The 15859-nt window shown below is 66.3% G+C and carries 18 protein-coding genes; 9 read left to right on the plus strand and 9 right to left on the minus strand.

From position 1 onward, the window contains the following. The first annotated feature begins 148 nt into the window (after positions 1–148). Positions 149–1837, plus strand: coding sequence for a putative bifunctional diguanylate cyclase/phosphodiesterase (locus tag ASE88_RS12025; protein WP_055872771.1), 1689 nt, complete (start codon positions 149–151; stop codon positions 1835–1837). 22 nt (positions 1838–1859) lie between these two features. On the opposite strand, the gene ASE88_RS12030 is transcribed toward ASE88_RS12025, so the two are convergent. Genes ASE88_RS12030 through ASE88_RS12045 form a run of 4 tightly spaced genes read right to left on the minus strand, consistent with a single transcriptional unit; the run spans position 1860 to position 4762 of the window. Next, entirely contained in the window at positions 1860–3038 is a 1179-nt protein-coding gene (locus ASE88_RS12030) for a CCA tRNA nucleotidyltransferase (RefSeq protein ID WP_056478285.1), read from the minus strand. Then, entirely contained in the window at positions 3029–3625 is a 597-nt protein-coding gene (locus ASE88_RS12035; RefSeq protein ID WP_055872767.1) for a CoA pyrophosphatase, read from the minus strand. The genes ASE88_RS12030 and ASE88_RS12035 overlap by 10 nt, the downstream gene beginning before the upstream one ends. Further along, a complete protein-coding gene (locus tag ASE88_RS12040; RefSeq protein WP_056478286.1) occupies positions 3622–4203 on the minus strand; it encodes a DUF1285 domain-containing protein in 582 nt (193 codons plus the stop codon). Before ASE88_RS12040 ends, ASE88_RS12035 begins: the two co-directional genes overlap by 4 nt. A 43-nt stretch (positions 4204–4246) precedes the next feature. Further along, complete coding sequence (locus tag ASE88_RS12045) at positions 4247–4762, minus strand: GNAT family N-acetyltransferase (RefSeq protein ID WP_056479454.1); 516 nt, start codon at positions 4760–4762, stop codon at positions 4247–4249. 181 nt (positions 4763–4943) lie between these two features. On the opposite strand from ASE88_RS12045, the gene ASE88_RS12050 reads away from it, so the two are divergent. Beyond that, on the plus strand, positions 4944–5315 hold the full coding sequence (locus tag ASE88_RS12050; protein WP_055872762.1) for a dihydroneopterin aldolase: 372 nt from the start codon (positions 4944–4946) through the stop codon (positions 5313–5315). 4 nt (positions 5316–5319) lie between these two features. Continuing rightward, complete coding sequence (locus ASE88_RS12055; protein ID WP_056478287.1) at positions 5320–5601, plus strand: Rossmann fold domain-containing protein; 282 nt, start codon at positions 5320–5322, stop codon at positions 5599–5601. A 44-nt stretch (positions 5602–5645) separates the two neighbouring features. On the opposite strand, the gene ASE88_RS12060 is transcribed toward ASE88_RS12055, so the two are convergent. After that, positions 5646–6542, minus strand: coding sequence for a hypothetical protein (locus ASE88_RS12060; protein ID WP_056478288.1), 897 nt, complete (start codon positions 6540–6542; stop codon positions 5646–5648). A 224-nt stretch (positions 6543–6766) separates the two neighbouring features. Between ASE88_RS12060 and ASE88_RS12065 the strand changes: the two genes are divergently transcribed. The 5 genes from ASE88_RS12065 (at position 6767) to ASE88_RS12085 (ending at position 9878) form a co-directional block, all read left to right on the plus strand. After that, positions 6767–7447, plus strand: a complete 681-nt coding sequence (locus ASE88_RS12065) for an energy transducer TonB (RefSeq protein ID WP_055872756.1) — start codon at positions 6767–6769, stop codon at positions 7445–7447. 54 nt (positions 7448–7501) lie between these two features. After that, a complete protein-coding gene (locus ASE88_RS12070; protein WP_055872754.1) occupies positions 7502–8296 on the plus strand; it encodes a MotA/TolQ/ExbB proton channel family protein in 795 nt (264 codons plus the stop codon). Positions 8297–8387: 91 nt separating this feature from the next. Beyond that, on the plus strand, positions 8388–8867 hold the full coding sequence (locus ASE88_RS12075) for an ExbD/TolR family protein (protein WP_055872752.1): 480 nt from the start codon (positions 8388–8390) through the stop codon (positions 8865–8867). A gap of 30 nt (positions 8868–8897) precedes the next feature. Next, positions 8898–9326 (plus strand): ExbD/TolR family protein, encoded by a 429-nt coding sequence (locus ASE88_RS12080; RefSeq protein WP_055872750.1) that lies wholly within the window; start codon positions 8898–8900, stop codon positions 9324–9326. 192 nt (positions 9327–9518) lie between these two features. After that, complete coding sequence (locus ASE88_RS12085) at positions 9519–9878, plus strand: tetratricopeptide repeat protein (protein WP_056478289.1); 360 nt, start codon at positions 9519–9521, stop codon at positions 9876–9878. A 601-nt stretch (positions 9879–10479) separates the two neighbouring features. Here the strand turns inward: ASE88_RS12085 and ilvC are convergent. The 4 genes from ilvC to miaA all read right to left on the minus strand — a co-directional run bounded on the left by ilvC (position 10480) and on the right by miaA (position 14959). Further along, positions 10480–11499 (minus strand): ketol-acid reductoisomerase, encoded by a 1020-nt coding sequence (gene ilvC, locus ASE88_RS12090; RefSeq protein WP_055872745.1) that lies wholly within the window; start codon positions 11497–11499, stop codon positions 10480–10482. A gap of 184 nt (positions 11500–11683) precedes the next feature. Beyond that, positions 11684–12199, minus strand: coding sequence for an acetolactate synthase small subunit (gene ilvN, locus ASE88_RS12095; RefSeq protein ID WP_056478290.1), 516 nt, complete (start codon positions 12197–12199; stop codon positions 11684–11686). Next, positions 12199–13947 carry an acetolactate synthase 3 large subunit gene (locus ASE88_RS12100; protein WP_056478291.1) on the minus strand — a complete coding sequence of 583 codons (1749 nt, stop codon included), beginning with the start codon at positions 13945–13947 and terminating at the stop codon, positions 12199–12201. Before ASE88_RS12100 ends, ilvN begins: the two co-directional genes overlap by 1 nt. A gap of 82 nt (positions 13948–14029) precedes the next feature. Beyond that, positions 14030–14959: a tRNA (adenosine(37)-N6)-dimethylallyltransferase MiaA gene (miaA, locus tag ASE88_RS12105; protein ID WP_056478292.1), complete on the minus strand. Its 930-nt coding sequence runs from the start codon at positions 14957–14959 to the stop codon at positions 14030–14032. Between miaA and serB the strand changes: the two genes are divergently transcribed. Further along, entirely contained in the window at positions 14952–15833 is an 882-nt protein-coding gene (gene serB, locus ASE88_RS12110) for a phosphoserine phosphatase SerB (RefSeq protein WP_056478293.1), read from the plus strand. The two genes, miaA and serB, sit on opposite strands and share 8 nt — an antisense overlap. Positions 15834–15859 lie beyond the last annotated feature (26 nt).

Here is a 15859-nt window from a genome sequence, read left to right on the forward strand (position 1 = left end):
GCGGCGGGCAGGATGCCGCCGACTGGATTTCCGCGCGACAACCGGTTCGGATAGCACGCCGTAAAACCGGAATGTCCGATCGCCGTGACGGACAGTGGCCGTTTCGGTTCCTTCAGGACGTCTTAACGAAGCTGGGCTAAGCGGGGGCATGGCATCCATGGCCCCGGACGCGACAACGCAATCGATCGTCGCGACGGAACTGGTCGCTCGGGCGCTGGAGCTCGTCCCGATCCCCGCCGCGCATGTCGTCGTGAACGCCGGCAAGTTCGATCTGTTCGCGATGAACCGCGCCTACAAGCTGGCAGGTCTCGGCGTGATCGCCGAGCGATCGCCGATGATCGGCGAACTCGGGCCCCGGATACTTGCTTTTCTCGAGTCGCCGAGCCTGCGACTGGATTTCGAGTGGACGCTCGGCGATGCGATCGACTGCCGCTATTACCGTGTGACGATCGCGCGCACCTTTGCGTCGTTGCGCGACCGCTGCACGATCAGCTTCATCGATCAGACGTCCCAGGTCCAGACCGAGCGCAGCCTGCGGCGAGAGATGACCACCGACAGCCTGACCGGACTGCCGAACCGCGAAGGGTTTGAGGATCTGATCGAGAGTGTCGGGGATCGCGGCGCGATCGCAGTGCTGGCGATCGATATCGACCGGTTCGGGCGGCTGAACTCGTGCCTCGGCTCGCTGGCGGGGGACGAGTTGCTAATCACCGTCGCGCGCCGGATAAAGGGGGCGTTGCGCGCGCGCGATACGCTGGCGCGGATCGGCGGGGATCAGTTCGGCATCCTGATGGCGATCGAGGGCGGCGGCGCCGGCGACAGCGACCGTCACGAGGCGCATGCGCTCGCCGACCGGATCCAGCGGACGCTGACGACACCGTTCAGGCTCACCGACTATGAAATCAGCGTCGAATGCTCGGTTGGTATCGCGCACGGTGCAGACGAGGCGGAGGACGTCGCCGAACTGATCCGCCACGCGCAATTCGCGGTGAAGCGCGCCAAGGCGAGCGGCCGCGCCGAAAGCTATCTACCGCAGGATTTCGCGATCGCGCGCGCGCAATTCAGCATGGAAACGGCCTTGCGCCGGGCGATCGAGAACCGCGAGCTGCGCCTCGCCTATCAGCCGATCTGCGACCTGGCGACCGGACGCATCGTGTCGTTCGAAGCGCTGGCGCGGTGGACCGACGAGGATGGCACGCATCATTGTCCGACCGAGTTCATTCCGGTGGCCGAGGAATCCGGGCTGATCGTACCGCTCGGACGGTGGGCGATCGACGAGGCTGCGCGTACGCTGGCATATTGGGATGCGTGTCATGGTGCGCCGTGCGGTGTGAAGGTCGCGGTCAATCTATCGGCAATCCAGCTCCAGCGCGACGACATCGCCCCTGTATTGGAGGCGGTGCTGGTGGCGACCGGTCTGACCGGCGATCGTTTCACGCTGGAGCTGACCGAGAGCGCGATCGTGACCGATCCGGACCGGATCGCGGAGACGATGCATGCGCTGAAGGCGCTCGGCACGACGCTGGCGATGGACGATTTCGGGACCGGCTATTCGAACCTCGCCTATCTCCAGAAACTGCCGATCGACGTGCTGAAGATCGACCGCAGCTTCGTCACGGGAATGCTGGCGGACCGCGACAAGGTCTCGATCGTCCGCGCGATTCTGAGCCTGGCGCAGGCGCTGGGGATGAAGACGACCGCCGAGGGAATCGAGACCATCGAACTCGCGCAGACGCTTGCCGCGCTCGGCTGCACCTATGGGCAGGGCTATTTCTACGCCAAGCCGCTGGAGGCGGATGCGGCCTTTGCGATGATCGGGACCGGGGTGGGCGCTTAGCCGCACCCGACCCGGCGCCGCATCAGCGTAGCGCGTGCGCCACCAACTCGTCCGCGATCGCGCCGACGCGTGCGGCATCGGGAAAGCCCTCGACGATCCATTGTGTCTCGACCTTGCGCAGCATGGCGGCGACGTCGGGGCCCTTGCGCAGGCCGCGTTCGACCAGCGCGCCGCCCGAGAACGGGAATACGGGAGGCGTCCAGTCCTTGATCGCAGCAACGTCTTCGCCCGCGATCAGCAGCCGGTCGATCGCGCCGGGCGTGCCTGCGCGATAGGCGAGCGCCTGCGCGCCCTCCTTGCCGCGGCCGGCGGTCGCGGCGATCAGGCGTTTGCGGTCGGTGTTCGACAGTTTCAGGCGCGCGCCGACGGCTTCGGCCGCAGCCGGGGCAATCGCCATGGCGAGGCGACGGATCGGATCCGCGGCAATGCCCGCCGCGGTCTCGCGGTCGGCGAGCAGGGCGAGGCGCTGGGCACCGGCGGCGTCGATCTCGGGGAGCACCGCGCGAAAAATGCCGCGCTCGACCATCAACGCGACGACGGCCACGGCGTTGGCGGCGACCAGCAGTTTCAGCACTTCGCTCGCGACGCGTTCGCGCGACAGCGCCATGAGGTCGTTCGCGCGCGCGGTGCAGGCGTCGAGCCCCGCCTCGTCGATCGTCGACCCGAAGCGGGCGTGGAAGCGGAAGAAGCGGAGGATGCGCAGGTGATCCTCGGCGATCCGTTGCAGCGGATCGCCGATGAAGCGCACGCGCCGCGCCGCGAGATCGTCGAGGCCGCCGAAATAATCGAAGATCTCGCCCGTCGCCGGATCGGCATAAAGCGCGTTCATCGTGAAATCGCGGCGCGCGGCGTCTTCGCGCCAGTCGTCGGTATAGGCGATGATCGCATGGCGGCCATCGGTCGAGACGTCGCGGCGCAGCGTCGTGACTTCGACATGGCCACCCGCGGTGACCGCGGTGACGGTGCCGTGCGCGAGGCCGGTCGGGACCGCCTTGATCCGCGCATCCTCCAGGCGCTCGATCACCTCCTGCGGCGGCAGGCGGGTGGCGATGTCGATATCGGCGACGTCGATCCCGAGCAGCGTATCGCGCACCGCACCGCCGACGAAGCGCGACTCGCCCTCCGCCGCGCCGAGTACCCCGGCAAGGGGTTCGAGACCGTCACGCAGGCGCCACGGCGCGACCGGGAGTATCAAGACCACCTCAGGCGGCGCGCGAGGTTGACGATCATCGCCGCGGTCGCACCCCAGATCCGGCGGTCGTTCCACATGATCTCGTAATAATGCCGGTCATGGCCCTGCCATTCGAGCGTCGCCTCGACATGGTTCGCCTCGTCCAGCAGGAAGGCGAGCGGGACCTCGAAGACGCTGGCGACCTCGGCTTCGCTGGGCGTGAAGACGAGGTCGGGGGGGATGATGCCGATCACCGGCGTCACCTGGAACCCGGTCACGGTGCGATAGCTGTCCGCTTCGCCGATCACGGTGACGTGGCGACGCGGCAGCGCGATCTCCTCCTCGGCCTCGCGCAGCGCGGCGGTGACGACGTCCTCGCCGGGATCGATCCGGCCGCCCGGGAACGCGATCTGGCCGGGGTGGCGGCTCATCGTGTCGGTGCGCTGCGTCAGGATCACGCCCGGATCGGCACGGTCGGTGACCGCGATCAGCACCGCCGCGGGGAGCAGCGTGTCGGTCGCGGCGAGATCGCCGTCATGCTGGTCGCCCGTCAGCAGGATCATGTGCGCACCGGCGCCCTTTGCCAGCGCCACCGCCAGCCGGTCCTTCAGCATCATGCGGCGAGATCCGGTGCTGCTGGCTCGAGCGCGAAGAACGCACCGTCGCTCCAGAGCCCCGGCGGCGTCGCACCATCGGCGATCGCGCGTTCGGCGAGCTCGTAATAGACCGAGCGCACGACCAGCGCCTCCATGCCGCCGCGCACGACGAGATAGGGGCGCGGGCCATCGGCATCCTCGACGAACCGCAGCGCATGGTCGGGGCCTGCGGTGACGAGATCGCCGGTGTTGAGGCGGAAGGCGAGCTTCGCGTCGCGACCGCTGCCCTCGGCCTTCATCTCGACTGCGGTGAAGGGTGCGTCCTCGACCGCGATGTCGAGCTTTTCGACCGGGGTGACCAGCACGTGGCTGCCATCGGCTTCGCGGCGCAGGATCGTCGAGAACAACCGGACCATCGCCGGGCGCCCGATCGGCGAGCCCTGATGATACCAGGTGCCGTCGCGCGCGATCCGCATTTCGCTGTCGCCGCAATGCGTCGGATTCCATTTGTCGACGGGCGGCAGTTTCGCCTCCTCGACCAGGCGGGCGATTTCGGCGAGGCTCAATGAAGCGATATCGGGGATGGGATCCATGGGCATCGCGGCGGACTAGGCGGGAGGGGCCGCGACGTAAAGCCGCGCGTTACGCCGATGCGCCGACCCGTACACGCGGGCCGAGCATACCTGCGGCGTTCGGCACCGCGCCGCCGCGCGCGAGCAGGCGGTGTCGGTCGACCGGACCGGGGGCTTGCCAGTGCGCAGTGCGATCGGCGGTGAAGCCGAAGAACCGGCTGTAATAGTCGGGGTCGCCGATCAGCATCAGCGCGCCATCGCGGCCCGTGGCAGCGGCAGCATCGAGCGCGTGCGACATCAACCGCCGGCCGATGCCGTCGCCCTGATGCGTCGGCTCGACCGCAACCGGGCCGACCATGATAAGCGGGATCTGGCGCGCGTCGTCGGCCAGCGCGATCGGCCAGCATTGGATCGAGCCGACGAGCACGCCGTCCTCGACCGCGGCGAAACTGAGCGCGGCGATCGCCTTGCCCGCGCCGCGGATCGCATAGGCCGTGCGCGCAAACCGGTCGGGCCCGAAGGCGCGGTCGAGCAGAAACTCGACGGCGGTCGAATCGATGCTGTCGAGGGGGACGAGAGTGATCACCGGCATCTCCTCCCGCGACGCGTCCGAGCATGGACGGCGAGGGCAGCGCGCTTTAGCCGCGGCGCACCTGAACGCAAGGATAACCGGACATCTGGCGCGATCGTCAGCAGCTCGCCTTTCATCTGACCCGCTTTCATCTGGCCCGCTTTCATCTCTGCGCGTGTCTGCTAGAGGCGCGGCCATGGAAGACAGTCTTCAACTCGAAGTGCACGACCTCGAAGTGCAGGTCCTGACCGGCATCTACTCCGAGGAAACGCACCTGCCGCAGCCGCTGCGGATCTCGCTGACGGTAGACATGGTGTGTCCAAAGCGATTCGATCCAGATACGCCGTTGGCGGCGTCGAAAAACTATCTCGACCTGAAGAACGCGGCGACCACGGCGCTGCCGGTTGGCGTCCATTTCACGCTGATCGAAGGCGTCGCGGATCATATCTGTGAGACGCTGTTCCTGCAGGACGCGCGCGTGCTGCGCGTGAAGGTGAAGATCGTGAAGCTGGCGATCGCCGAAGCGGACGAGGCGATCGGCGTGACGCTCGTCCGCCATCGCCGCTGACGGTATGCGGCTGACGCTTGAGCCGGGCGGCGATATCGCAGCGTTGGTGCGCGGGGCGTGGGGCGACTCGCTGGTCGTCGTGATCCCGGCGGCGCTGGATTCGCTGGCGATGGCCCAGGCACGCGCCGCGATCGGCCCGCTGGCGATCGAGCTTGCGCCTGCGACTCGGGTGAACGCCGTGGTGCTAGCCGAGGAAGCGCAGCCTGCCGATGTGGACGCGGCAGTCGAGTTCCTCGAAGCGGCTCGGTCAACCACTGGGCAGGTGCTGCCCATCGGCAAACGCTAGATCCGCACGATCCTCGCCCCCGTAGGGGCAGGATCGTGCGGCATTCAAATCTTGCGCGTCCGCCCGCACGGTCCGAGCGCAGCGATCACGAAGGCATAGTCTTCGCGTGCGATCGTCGCGTCGGTCGCCTCGAGCGATCCGGTGCTCCGCTCGGGTAGGCTCTGCGGCAATGCGCATGCCAGTCGGTACCAGAGCAGCGTTTCGGGGGCAGGGGGCGCCGCCGACTCGTCGACGATCTCGCTCAGCGCGACCGCCCATCGCGGCTGTTCGCCCGGACGTCGGATGATCGACAGCGACACCGGGCGCTGGTCCGCAGTCGTCAGGAAGATCTGCGTCTCGCCTTCGCCGGGCAGGGCGCCGGCGACATGGAACGCGTTGCCGATCCCGGTGATCACCGGCGGCGCATCGCTCGCCAGCGCGTCCTTGGCGATTTGCCGCGCCCGCGCGTCCGCGGTCGGCGTCCAGTCGACCTGCGCATCGGGCGCGACGAGCTGGACTTGGTTGACCGCGCCCGCGACCGGCTTGGCGAAGATCAGCACCCGCGCCTTTTTAAATTTGGGTACGCGACCTGCCGAATCGGGGGCCACGTCGAGCAGATAGCCGATTCGCGGCGGCAGGCCGTCGGCGCCACGGATCAGCGCCGTGACATCGACCTCGACATATAGTCGGACAAGTCCCGCCGCCAGATTCGGTGCCTCGGCGGGCTTGATCTTCGCCGTCGATCGGACCGTGGCATCGGCGATCACCGGCGCCGACAGGACCAGGTCGGCAATGTCTGCATAGCCCGGTGCGCCGACCGCCTCGCGCTGCACCGCACCCGGTAGTTTGTCGCTTGCCATCGCCGAAACCGACGGTTGCGCGGGGGTTTGGTGACCGGCGGCGGGGAGCGCGACGAGCGCGATCGACAGGGCCGAAGCCGTAACGTGAATGATGGACTTCATCTGCCGAAGCTACGCCAACCAAGCTGAACGATACAGAAATAATTCTGCCATGCTGCGGTTGTACGTTTGTTGCGTCTGACAAAGCGTTTGCGTGTCGCATGACGTGGCGATAGGACTTGGCGACTGCCCCGTGGTTATTCCGGCCAACGGCAGACGTATGCGCCACGCAGCCAGTGCGGGCATGTGCGTACGGAGCAGGCAGATTAAGGGAGTGTCGTTTCTGAATGGCCTATACTGACCAGAAGATGTCCGGAGGCAAAATCGTCGCGATCGTGATCGTCGCGCTGATTCATGCGGCCTTGGGCTACGCTTTCGTCACGGGCCTCGCGTACCAGTACGTGAAAAAGGCCCAAGAAAAGATGACGACGTTCGACGTGGAGCCGCCGCCGCCGCCGCCTCCGCCCGACGAGCCCCCGCCGCCGCCGCCTGACCAGCCAAACCTGCCGCCGCCGCCGACCACGGTCGTCACGCCGCCGCCGGTGGTTGTCACGCCTCAGCCCGCGCCTGCCATGCAGACGTCGAACATCATCCCGCTCAGCCAGCCTACGGCTCCGCCAGCGCCACCAGCGCCGCCGGCACCGCCAGCCGCGCCGCCAGCGCCGAGGGTGTCGCAGGCGGCCGGTCTGAAGGGTAATCCCGCGCAGTATTTCGGTGCGGACAATTATCCGCCATCGGCACAGCGCGAGGGTGCACAGGGTCGCGTGTCCGCGAAGCTGACAATCGGTACGGATGGTCGTGTGACCGGCTGTACGGTGACGTCGGGCAGCGGCAACACGACGCTCGACGACGCGACGTGTCGCATCTCCAAGGCAAGGGTGCGCTTCACCCCGGCCAAGGATGAGAGCGGCAATCCGATCGCCTCCTCGTACCAGTTGAACGTCCGGTGGGTCCTTCCAGAGGATTGATCCCACCTACCCTAACCGCACCAGATAAAATTCAGTCAGAGGACTAAACCGACCATGATCACCACCATTCTTGCAGCGGCAGCGCCCGCCGCAGCCGACGCCAACCCGTACGGCCTGCAAGCCGCCCTTCGTGAAGGCGGTCTGATCTCGCAGACCGTGTTCGGCATCCTCGTGCTGATGTCGATCGTGTCGTTCTACATCCTGTTCTCCAAGCTGTTCGAGCAGCAGAAGATCATCGGCCAGGGCAAGCGCGTCCGCCAGGCCTTTTGGTCGTCGAATTCGTTGCGCGAAGGTTCGGCCAAGCTCGAGAAGAACTCGGCTTACAAGCAGATCGTCGACGACGGTCTGGCCGCGCAGGAGCAGCATTCGAAGCTGACCGATCCGGTCGAGGCGCATGACTGGCTGCACGGTTCGCTGGCGCGTTCGGAAGCCGCTATCAACTCGAAGCTGGGTGGTGGTCTCGCCTTCCTCGCGACGGTCGGTTCGGTTTCGCCGTTCATCGGTCTGTTCGGTACGGTTATCGGCATTTACCGCGCACTTGTGAAGATCGGCGCATCGGGCCAGGCATCGATCGACAAGGTCGCAGGGCCGGTCGGTGAAGCACTGATCATGACCGCGCTCGGTCTGGTCGTCGCCGTTCCTGCCGTGTTGTCGTACAACTGGCTGCAGCGCCGCAACAAGTCGATCGCAGAGGACCTGTCGGCCTTCTCGAACGACGTGCTCGGCTTCCTCGCTTCGAACGGCGCCGTGCGTCCGTCGATCGCATCGGGCGCCAAGCCGGTTCCGGCCAAGCCTGTCACGACGACCACGACCGCCGGCCAGACCGGTGGCGTACCGCGCGCCAACTAAGACGCGAAAGGCGGGGCCGCTGTTCGCAGTGGCCCCGCTTCATTGCCGCCGGCAGTTCCGGTGGCGATCAAATGGATAGGATAGTTCGCACATGGCGATGAGTGTTGGTGGCGATTCCACCGAGAGTTCGATATCGGACATCAATACGACGCCGCTGGTCGACGTCATGCTCGTGCTCCTGATCATCTTCTTGGTGACGACGACTGTCGCGGTCCAGGCGGTGCAGCTGAAGCTCCCGGAGGTCCGCTTCGATCCGACGATGACCAAGCCGGAGAACGTCTCGCTGTCCGTGACGACCAAGCCCGATGGTAGCTGCGCTGTATATTGGGGCATGAGCCCGGTCACCTCGACCGAGCTGCTCGACCGCGCGGTGGTCAAGCTGAAGGCCGAGATCGATCGCCAGGGTGGCGCGAACGCGGCCGGCCTGGAGCTGCCGGAAGCGCATATCCGCGGTGACGTGAACACGCCATACAAGTGCATCGGCGGCACGATCTACACGATGCAGCGCGCCGGTTTCGCCCGCGTCGGCTTCATCTCCGAGCCGCCCCCCGGCGGCACCACTGAACGCTGATCGCTCGGACGTATTTAGGAGTAGCATAGAATGGCAATGAGCGGCGGCAAAGAAGACGGCTCGCCGATGATGGAAATGAACATGACGCCGTTGATCGACGTCTTGCTCGTTCTCCTCATCATGTTCATCATCACGATCCCGATCCAGACGCACGCGGTCAAGGTCGACCTTCCGGTCAATAGCCCGAACCAGCCGCAGAATCCGGTTAACCCCGAGAAGAACAAGATCACGATCGATCCCGCGGGCGTCGTGGCTTGGAACGGATCGCCGGTCGACGAGGTCACGCTGCGCCAGTATCTGGACCAGAGCGCCGGCATGACTCCCGAGCCCGAGCTTCACTTCCAGCCCGATCCGCAGGCGCGGTACGAAGTGGTCGATCGCACGCTGGCCACGGTCAAGCGGTCGGCGATCACCAAGCTCGGCTTCATCGGCAACGAGCAATATCGCAACGACTTCTAGGTCGTCCTGCGTACAGTATCGAACGTCCAAAGGGCGGTCCTCGGGGGCCGCCCTTTTTCGTTGTGCGCCAGGGTTTGCGTGCACGCGTTCGATCAAGATTGATCAATGTACTTGTGCGACCGTCATTGAAGTGACACACTGTTGTCATAAAAATGAAACCTTCCAATGGGCGAAGGTCAGTGGAGATGAGCGATGCGCAAGTCCGTCCTGTTCGTTCTCGCAACCCTGGGCGCCGCGACGCCCGCGTTGGCGGCACCGTCCGCTACGGTCGATCGCACCGGTTATACGGCGATCGCGGCGGGGGATCTCTCCGCGGCAGAACAGCGCATCGTCGCCGAGCGGAAAATATTCCCGCAGCGGCCCGAGCTGATGCTGAATTTGGCGTCGGTCTATCATCGCACGGGTCGCGAATCGGAGGCACGCGCGCTGTATGCGGCGGTGTTGGCGCGGCCGGCGGTCGCGATGGACCTGCCATCGGGGTCCGTGGTTTCGTCGCACGACCTCGCAAGCCGCGCGCTGAGCCGCCAGTTGCAGATGATCGCGACTCGCTGAGTAAGTCGCGATCCGTCTCGGTCACGCTTGTTCGCTCGCAACAGGCGTGACACGTCGATGGGGTCTGCGGCGACGCGAACCCTTGGAAGCGACCTGATGACGGTTGCCGCGTTCGGTACGTTCCGGTCCTTATGCGCCTGCTGTTGGCGGGGACGACGGTCGGATCTGGCGACGCTGCTCCGGAAAACCAGCACACGTTGCATCGGCCGCTCGGGCCACGCCTGTACGATGGTGATGGCGTTTCACCGGTATCGGTCCTGCTTGGTCGGTCGACCTACCGCGCCATGTCGTGGGTCGCGCATCGTGGATCGCGCGTCATTTCGACGTCTGGAGGGAGGCGTCTTGGGCCGACGATCGATCGTGCGATTAGCGGGCGTCGCCGGCACGCAGTGAGCCCATCCAACTCTCCCTCCGCCGGCGGATCCGGCAACGGGCCGCGTGCGATCGGAGCGGAACGAGGCCCGCGACAACGTCGCCGCGGGCAGGGGAGGTCAGCTTTGGAGCTGTGCTCGCACACCGGCTGCTGCCATCGTGCGGGCCACAGTGAGGCCGTGCCCTCGGTTGGGCTCCACCGTGGCTGCCGCGCAGCTGCCCGGTCGCGTCAGTTCTTCGCCTTGTCGACGAGCGCGTTCTTGCCGATCCACGGCATCATGCCGCGCAGCTCGCTGCCGATCTTCTCGATCGGATGCGCCAGTGCCTGCTTGCGCGCGGCCTTCAGCTCGGGCTGGCCGGCGCGGTTGTCGAGGATGAAGTTCTTCACGAAACGGCCCGACTGGATGTCGGCCAGCACGCGCTTCATCTCGGCCTTGGTCTCCGACGTGATGATCCGCGGACCCGTGGTGATGTCGCCATATTCGGCAGTGTTCGAGATCGAATAGCGCATGTTGGCGATCCCGCCTTCATACAGCAGGTCGACGATCAGCTTGGTCTCATGCAGACACTCGAAATAGGCCATTTCGGGCGCGTAGCCGGCTTCGGTCAGCGTCTCGAACCCGGCCTGGATCAAGTGCGTGATGCCGCCGCAGAGCACGGCCTGCTCGCCGAACAGATCGGTCTCGCATTCCTCGCGGAAGTTGGTCTCGATGATGCCCGAGCGACCGCCGCCGACGCCCGACGCATAGGCGAGCGCGATGTCGTGCGCGTTGCCGGACTTGTCCTGGTCGATCGCGATCAGGCAGGGCACGCCGCCGCCGCGCACATATTCGCTGCGCACGGTGTGGCCGGGGCCCTTTGGCGCGATCATGATGACGTCGAGATCGGCGCGCGGCTCGATCAGGCCGAAATGGACGTTGAGGCCGTGCGCGAACGCGATCGTCGCACCCTGCTTCAGATTGTCGTGCAGGTCGGTTGCGTAGATCGCCGCCTGATGTTCGTCGGGGGCAAGGATCATGACGATGTCGGCCCAGGCGGCCGCCTCGGCGTTCGACTTGACTGCGAAGCCCGCCTCGATCGCCTTCTTGGCAGTCGCGGAGCCTTCGCGCAGCGCGATTGCGACGTCCTTGACGCCCGAATCGCGCAGGTTCTGCGCGTGCGCATGGCCCTGAGAGCCATAACCGACGATCGCGATCTTCTTGTCAGTGATCAGGTTCAGGTCGGCGTCGCGATCGTAATAGACACGCATTGGGAGAGTCCTTTCTTGAAGCGTTGGAACTTGAAGCGTCGGCGCCCGCACATCCGTCATACCAGCAAAGCTGGTATCTCATGCGGCTCTTGCGGGACAGGGACCGCGGGAGACCCCAGCGTTCGCTGGGGTGACGGAGTTGGGGGGCGGCGGGCTTCGGTAAAAATCGTGGTCGGGGGTAGATTCAGGCCGGCTCTTTACCGCGGGCGATCGCGACGATGCCGGTTCGGGCGACTTCGATCAGGCCGACTTCGCCCATCAGCTCGACGAACTTGTCGATCTTGTCGGTGCCGCCCGTGACCTCGAACACGAAGCTCGACGTCGTCGCATCGACCACGCGCGCGCGGTAGACGTCGGCGAGGCGGAGTGCCTCGATCCGGTGGTCGCCGGTGCCGCGGACCTTGACCAGCGCCAGCTCGCGCTCGACATGCGCGCCCATCGCGGTGAGGTCGGTCACCTTGTGGACGGGCACGAGCCGGTCGAGCTGTGCGAGGATCTGCTCCATCGTCGCTGGCGACGCGCTGGTGACGATCGTGATCCGGCTTACCGACTTGTCGGCGGTGATCTCCGACACCGTCAGGCTCTCGATATTATAGCCGCGCGCGGTGAACAGGCCGGCGATCCGGGCGAGGATGCCCGGTTCGTTGTCGACGATCACGGCGAGCGTGTGCCGCTCGACCTTTTCCTGGGAAATATGCATCAAACCAGCGCCTTCGCTTCGTCGTCCATCGTGCCCGACACTTCGTTCGCCTGCAGGATCATGTCGGTATGCGCCGCGCCGCTCGGAATCATCGGGAAGCAGTTGGTCAGCTGCGACACGCGGCAATCGACGATCACCGGGCCGTCATAGGCCAGCATCTCGGCGATCCCGCTGTCGAGCTGGTCGCGCGTCTCGATCAGAATGCCCTTCCAGCCGTATGCCTCGCCCAGCTTCACGAAATCGGGCAGCGAATCCGAGTAGCTTTCGGCATAGCGGCTCTCATAGGTGAGCTCCTGCCACTGGCGGACCATGCCCATATACTGGTTGTTGAGGATGAAGATCTTCACCGGCAACCGGTATTGCGACGCGGTCGCCAGCTCCTGGATGTTCATCTGGATCGACGCTTCGCCGGCGATGTCGATCACCAGCGCGTTGGGGTTGCCGAGCTGCGCGCCGATCGCGGCGGGCAGGCCATAGCCCATCGTGCCGAGACCACCGCTGGTCAGCCACTTGTTCGGCTTTTCGAAGCCGAAATGCTGGGCTGCCCACATCTGGTGCTGGCCGACCTCGGTGGTGATGATCGGGTTGCGTGCGTGCGTCGCGTCGAACAGCGCCCGGATCGCGCGCTGCGGCATGATCTCGTTCGGGTCGTTCTCGGGGAAATCGAGGCACTTCACCGCGCGCCAGCCGGCGATACGACGCTGCCAGTCGGTCGTGTCGGGCTTGGGATGCTGACGGCTCTTCCAGATCCGCACCATGTCCTCGAGCGCATGGCCGACGTCCGCGATGATCCCGAGATCGACACGTACGGTTTTGTTCACCGACGAGCGATCGATGTCGATATGCACCTTGCGCGAATTCGGGCTGAACGCGTCGAGCCGGCCGGTCACGCGGTCGTCGAAGCGGCTACCCAGCGCGACGACCAAGTCGGCTTGGTTCATCGCCATGTTGGCTTCGTAGGTGCCGTGCATGCCGAGCATCCCGAGCCACTGCTTGCCGCTCGCCGGATAGGCGCCGAGGCCCATCAGCGTCGACGTCACCGGCGCGCCGGTGATGCGGACGAGCTCGCACAGCAGCTGGCTCGCGGCGGGGCCTGAGTTGATGATGCCGCCGCCGGTATACAGGATCGGGCGTTCGGCCGCGGCGAGCATGTCGACGAGCTGTTCGATCTGGCTCTGGTCGGCCTTCACCTGCGGGCGATAGGTCTTGTGCTGGATCGGACCCGGCTTGGTGTAGCGCGCGGTGGCGACCTGCACGTCCTTGGGGATGTCGACGACCACCGGCCCCGGGCGACCCGAGGTGGCGATGTGGAACGCCTCGTGGATCACGGCGCCCAGGCGGGCGGGGTCCTTCACGAGATAATTGTGCTTCGAGCAATGGCGCGTGATGCCGACGGTATCGGCCTCCTGGAACGCGTCGGTGCCGATCAACGCGGTCGGCACCTGGCCGGTGATCACGACCATGGGAATCGAATCCATCAGCGCGTCGGTGATCCCGGTGACCGCATTGGTCGCGCCCGGCCCCGAGGTTACGAGCACCACGCCGGGCTTGCCGGTCGAGCGGGCATAGCCCTCCGCCGCGTGCGTCGCCGCCTGTTCGTGGCGCACCAGGATGTGCTTGATCCGGCCGCTCCTGAACAGCGCGTCGTAGATCGGCAGCACGGCACCACCCGGATAGCCGAAGACGACCTCCACGCCGAGATCGCACAGCGCCTCGATCAGGATATCGGCTCCACTCTTCTCGGTCATCACGTCAAAATCCTTTCGAATGCGCCGCCTTTAGCGCCTCGTGGAGGGGGCGGCTACCGATATAAAAGATGCGTGTCAAACATCATTTGAGCAATATAGTTTCAAATTGCTGCAGGCGCGTTGGAAAATCGAGCGTTTCCGTGCGCGTCCAGGCGGCCGGGGGCTGGTGTCGGAGCCAGGTATATTGCCGCTTGGCATAGCGCCGCGTGGCGAGCGATCCGGCCGCGATTGCGTCGGCTATTGACGTTTCCCCGCGGACCAACGCGGCGATCTCGGGAACGCCGATCGCGCGGCGGATCGGCGCGTCCTGCGGGATGTCGGTGCGGGCCAGAAGCGCGGCGACTTCCGCCTGGCTGGTTTCGGCCATCTCGGCGAAGCGCTGGTCGATGCGTGCGTTCAGCCAGTCGCGGTCCGGGATAAGGATCAGCGCGCGGACGTCGAGGCGGTCGCCGATGCCGCCCGCCCGTTCGGTCTGCCAGTTGGCGAGCGTACGGCCGGTGCCGCGGACCACCTCCAGCGCGCGCGCGACGCGTGTCGTGTCGGCCGCGTTGAGCCGCGCGGCGGCGGGCGGGTCGAGCTGCGCAAGCGCGGCATGCGCCTCGGCGACGGGGAGCGCGCGGATCTGCTCGCGAAGCGCCGGGTCGATCGCGGGGACGGGGGCGATGCCGTCGAGCAACGTGCGGACGTAGAGACCCGTGCCGCCGACCAGGATCGGCAGCTTGCCCTCGGCGAGCGTTTCGTCGATCGCGCGCGTCGCCTCGGCGGCCCAGCGGGCGGCGGAATAGGTCGCGTCGGCAGCGTCGACATGGCCGAACAGGCTGTGCGGGGCGCTGGCCTCTTCCTCTGCCGAGGGGCGCGCGGTGAGGATGCGGAGATCGGCGTAGACTTGCGCGGAATCGGCGTTGATGACGACGCCGTCGTGGCGCGCGGCGATGGCGAGCGCGAGCGCGGACTTGCCGCTCGCGGTCGGCCCTGCGATGAGCGCGACCTTCGGGAGATGTTCAATGTTCACGGCAACGCTTATAGCCTCGGGCACGCTGACCGCAGGCGATATTTCGACCGCGATGGACCGGCTGCGCGATGCCGGCTGCGCACCGGGCGCGAGCGGCTGGATCGACGAGGGCGACGCCGCCGACCTGCTCTTCGGGATGGCGCCGGCTCCGGCCCGCAGCGCGCTCGAGGGTGCGTTCGCGCAGACCGACGTGGTCGTGCAGTCGAGCCTGACGCGCACCAAGATGCTGCTGATCGCGGACATGGATTCGACGATGATCACCGTCGAATGCATCGACGAACTCGCGGACTATGCCGGGATCCAGCCGCAGATCGCCGAAATCACCGAGCGCGCGATGCGCGGCGAACTCGATTTCGAGGCGGCGCTCGATGCGCGCGTGGCGCTGCTCGGGGGGCTTGCGGAGAGCGACATCGAACGCTGTCTCGCCGAGCGCGTGACGATCATGCCGGGCGCCAAGGCGCTGGTGCGGACGATGCGGGCGCGCGGGGCGCTGGCGGTGCTGGTGTCGGGCGGGTTCACGCGGTTCGCGGAGCCGGTGGCCAAGGCGATCGGCTTCGATCGCGCGATCGCCAATGTGCTCGAGGTTGCGGATGGCGTGCTGACGGGGACGGTGACCAAGCCGATCGTCGGGTCGGCCACGAAGCTGACGACGCTCAACGCGGCGATCGCGGAGCGGGGAATCGTAGTGGAGGAGTCGCTCGCGGTAGGCGACGGGGCGAACGATCTCGCGATGATCGAGGTGGCGGGGTTGGGGGTCGCCTATCGCGCGAAACCGATCGTCGCGGCGGCGGCGGCGGCGCGCGTGGATCATGGCGACCTGACCGCGCTGCTCTACGCGCAGGGTATCGCGCGGCGGAACTGGATTGTGGACTAGCTACCCGTACGATCCTCCCCCGCCCC

Source organism: Sphingomonas sp. Leaf38, from assembly GCF_001421825.1.
GTDB lineage: Bacteria > Pseudomonadota > Alphaproteobacteria > Sphingomonadales > Sphingomonadaceae > Sphingomonas.

What these genes read in the sequence shown, in the direction of transcription:
- ASE88_RS12025 (WP_055872771.1), top strand. Translation starts at nt 149, where the DNA reads ATGGCATCCATGGCCCCGGACGCGACAACGCAATCGATCGTCGCGACG.
- ASE88_RS12035 (WP_055872767.1), bottom strand. Translation starts at nt 3,625, where the DNA reads ATGATGCTGAAGGACCGGCTGGCGGTGGCGCTGGCAAAGGGCGCCGGT.
- ASE88_RS12040 (WP_056478286.1), bottom strand. Translation starts at nt 4,203, where the DNA reads ATGCCCATGGATCCCATCCCCGATATCGCTTCATTGAGCCTCGCCGAA.
- ASE88_RS12050 (WP_055872762.1), top strand. Translation starts at nt 4,944, where the DNA reads ATGGAAGACAGTCTTCAACTCGAAGTGCACGACCTCGAAGTGCAGGTC.
- ASE88_RS12055 (WP_056478287.1), top strand. Translation starts at nt 5,320, where the DNA reads ATGCGGCTGACGCTTGAGCCGGGCGGCGATATCGCAGCGTTGGTGCGC.
- ASE88_RS12060 (WP_056478288.1), bottom strand. Translation starts at nt 6,542, where the DNA reads ATGAAGTCCATCATTCACGTTACGGCTTCGGCCCTGTCGATCGCGCTC.
- ASE88_RS12065 (WP_055872756.1), top strand. Translation starts at nt 6,767, where the DNA reads ATGGCCTATACTGACCAGAAGATGTCCGGAGGCAAAATCGTCGCGATC.
- ASE88_RS12070 (WP_055872754.1), top strand. Translation starts at nt 7,502, where the DNA reads ATGATCACCACCATTCTTGCAGCGGCAGCGCCCGCCGCAGCCGACGCC.
- ASE88_RS12075 (WP_055872752.1), top strand. Translation starts at nt 8,388, where the DNA reads ATGGCGATGAGTGTTGGTGGCGATTCCACCGAGAGTTCGATATCGGAC.
- ASE88_RS12080 (WP_055872750.1), top strand. Translation starts at nt 8,898, where the DNA reads ATGGCAATGAGCGGCGGCAAAGAAGACGGCTCGCCGATGATGGAAATG.
- ASE88_RS12085 (WP_056478289.1), top strand. Translation starts at nt 9,519, where the DNA reads ATGCGCAAGTCCGTCCTGTTCGTTCTCGCAACCCTGGGCGCCGCGACG.
- ilvC (WP_055872745.1), bottom strand. Translation starts at nt 11,499, where the DNA reads ATGCGTGTCTATTACGATCGCGACGCCGACCTGAACCTGATCACTGAC.
- ilvN (WP_056478290.1), bottom strand. Translation starts at nt 12,199, where the DNA reads ATGCATATTTCCCAGGAAAAGGTCGAGCGGCACACGCTCGCCGTGATC.
- ASE88_RS12100 (WP_056478291.1), bottom strand. Translation starts at nt 13,947, where the DNA reads ATGACCGAGAAGAGTGGAGCCGATATCCTGATCGAGGCGCTGTGCGAT.
- serB (WP_056478293.1), top strand. Translation starts at nt 14,952, where the DNA reads ATGTTCACGGCAACGCTTATAGCCTCGGGCACGCTGACCGCAGGCGAT.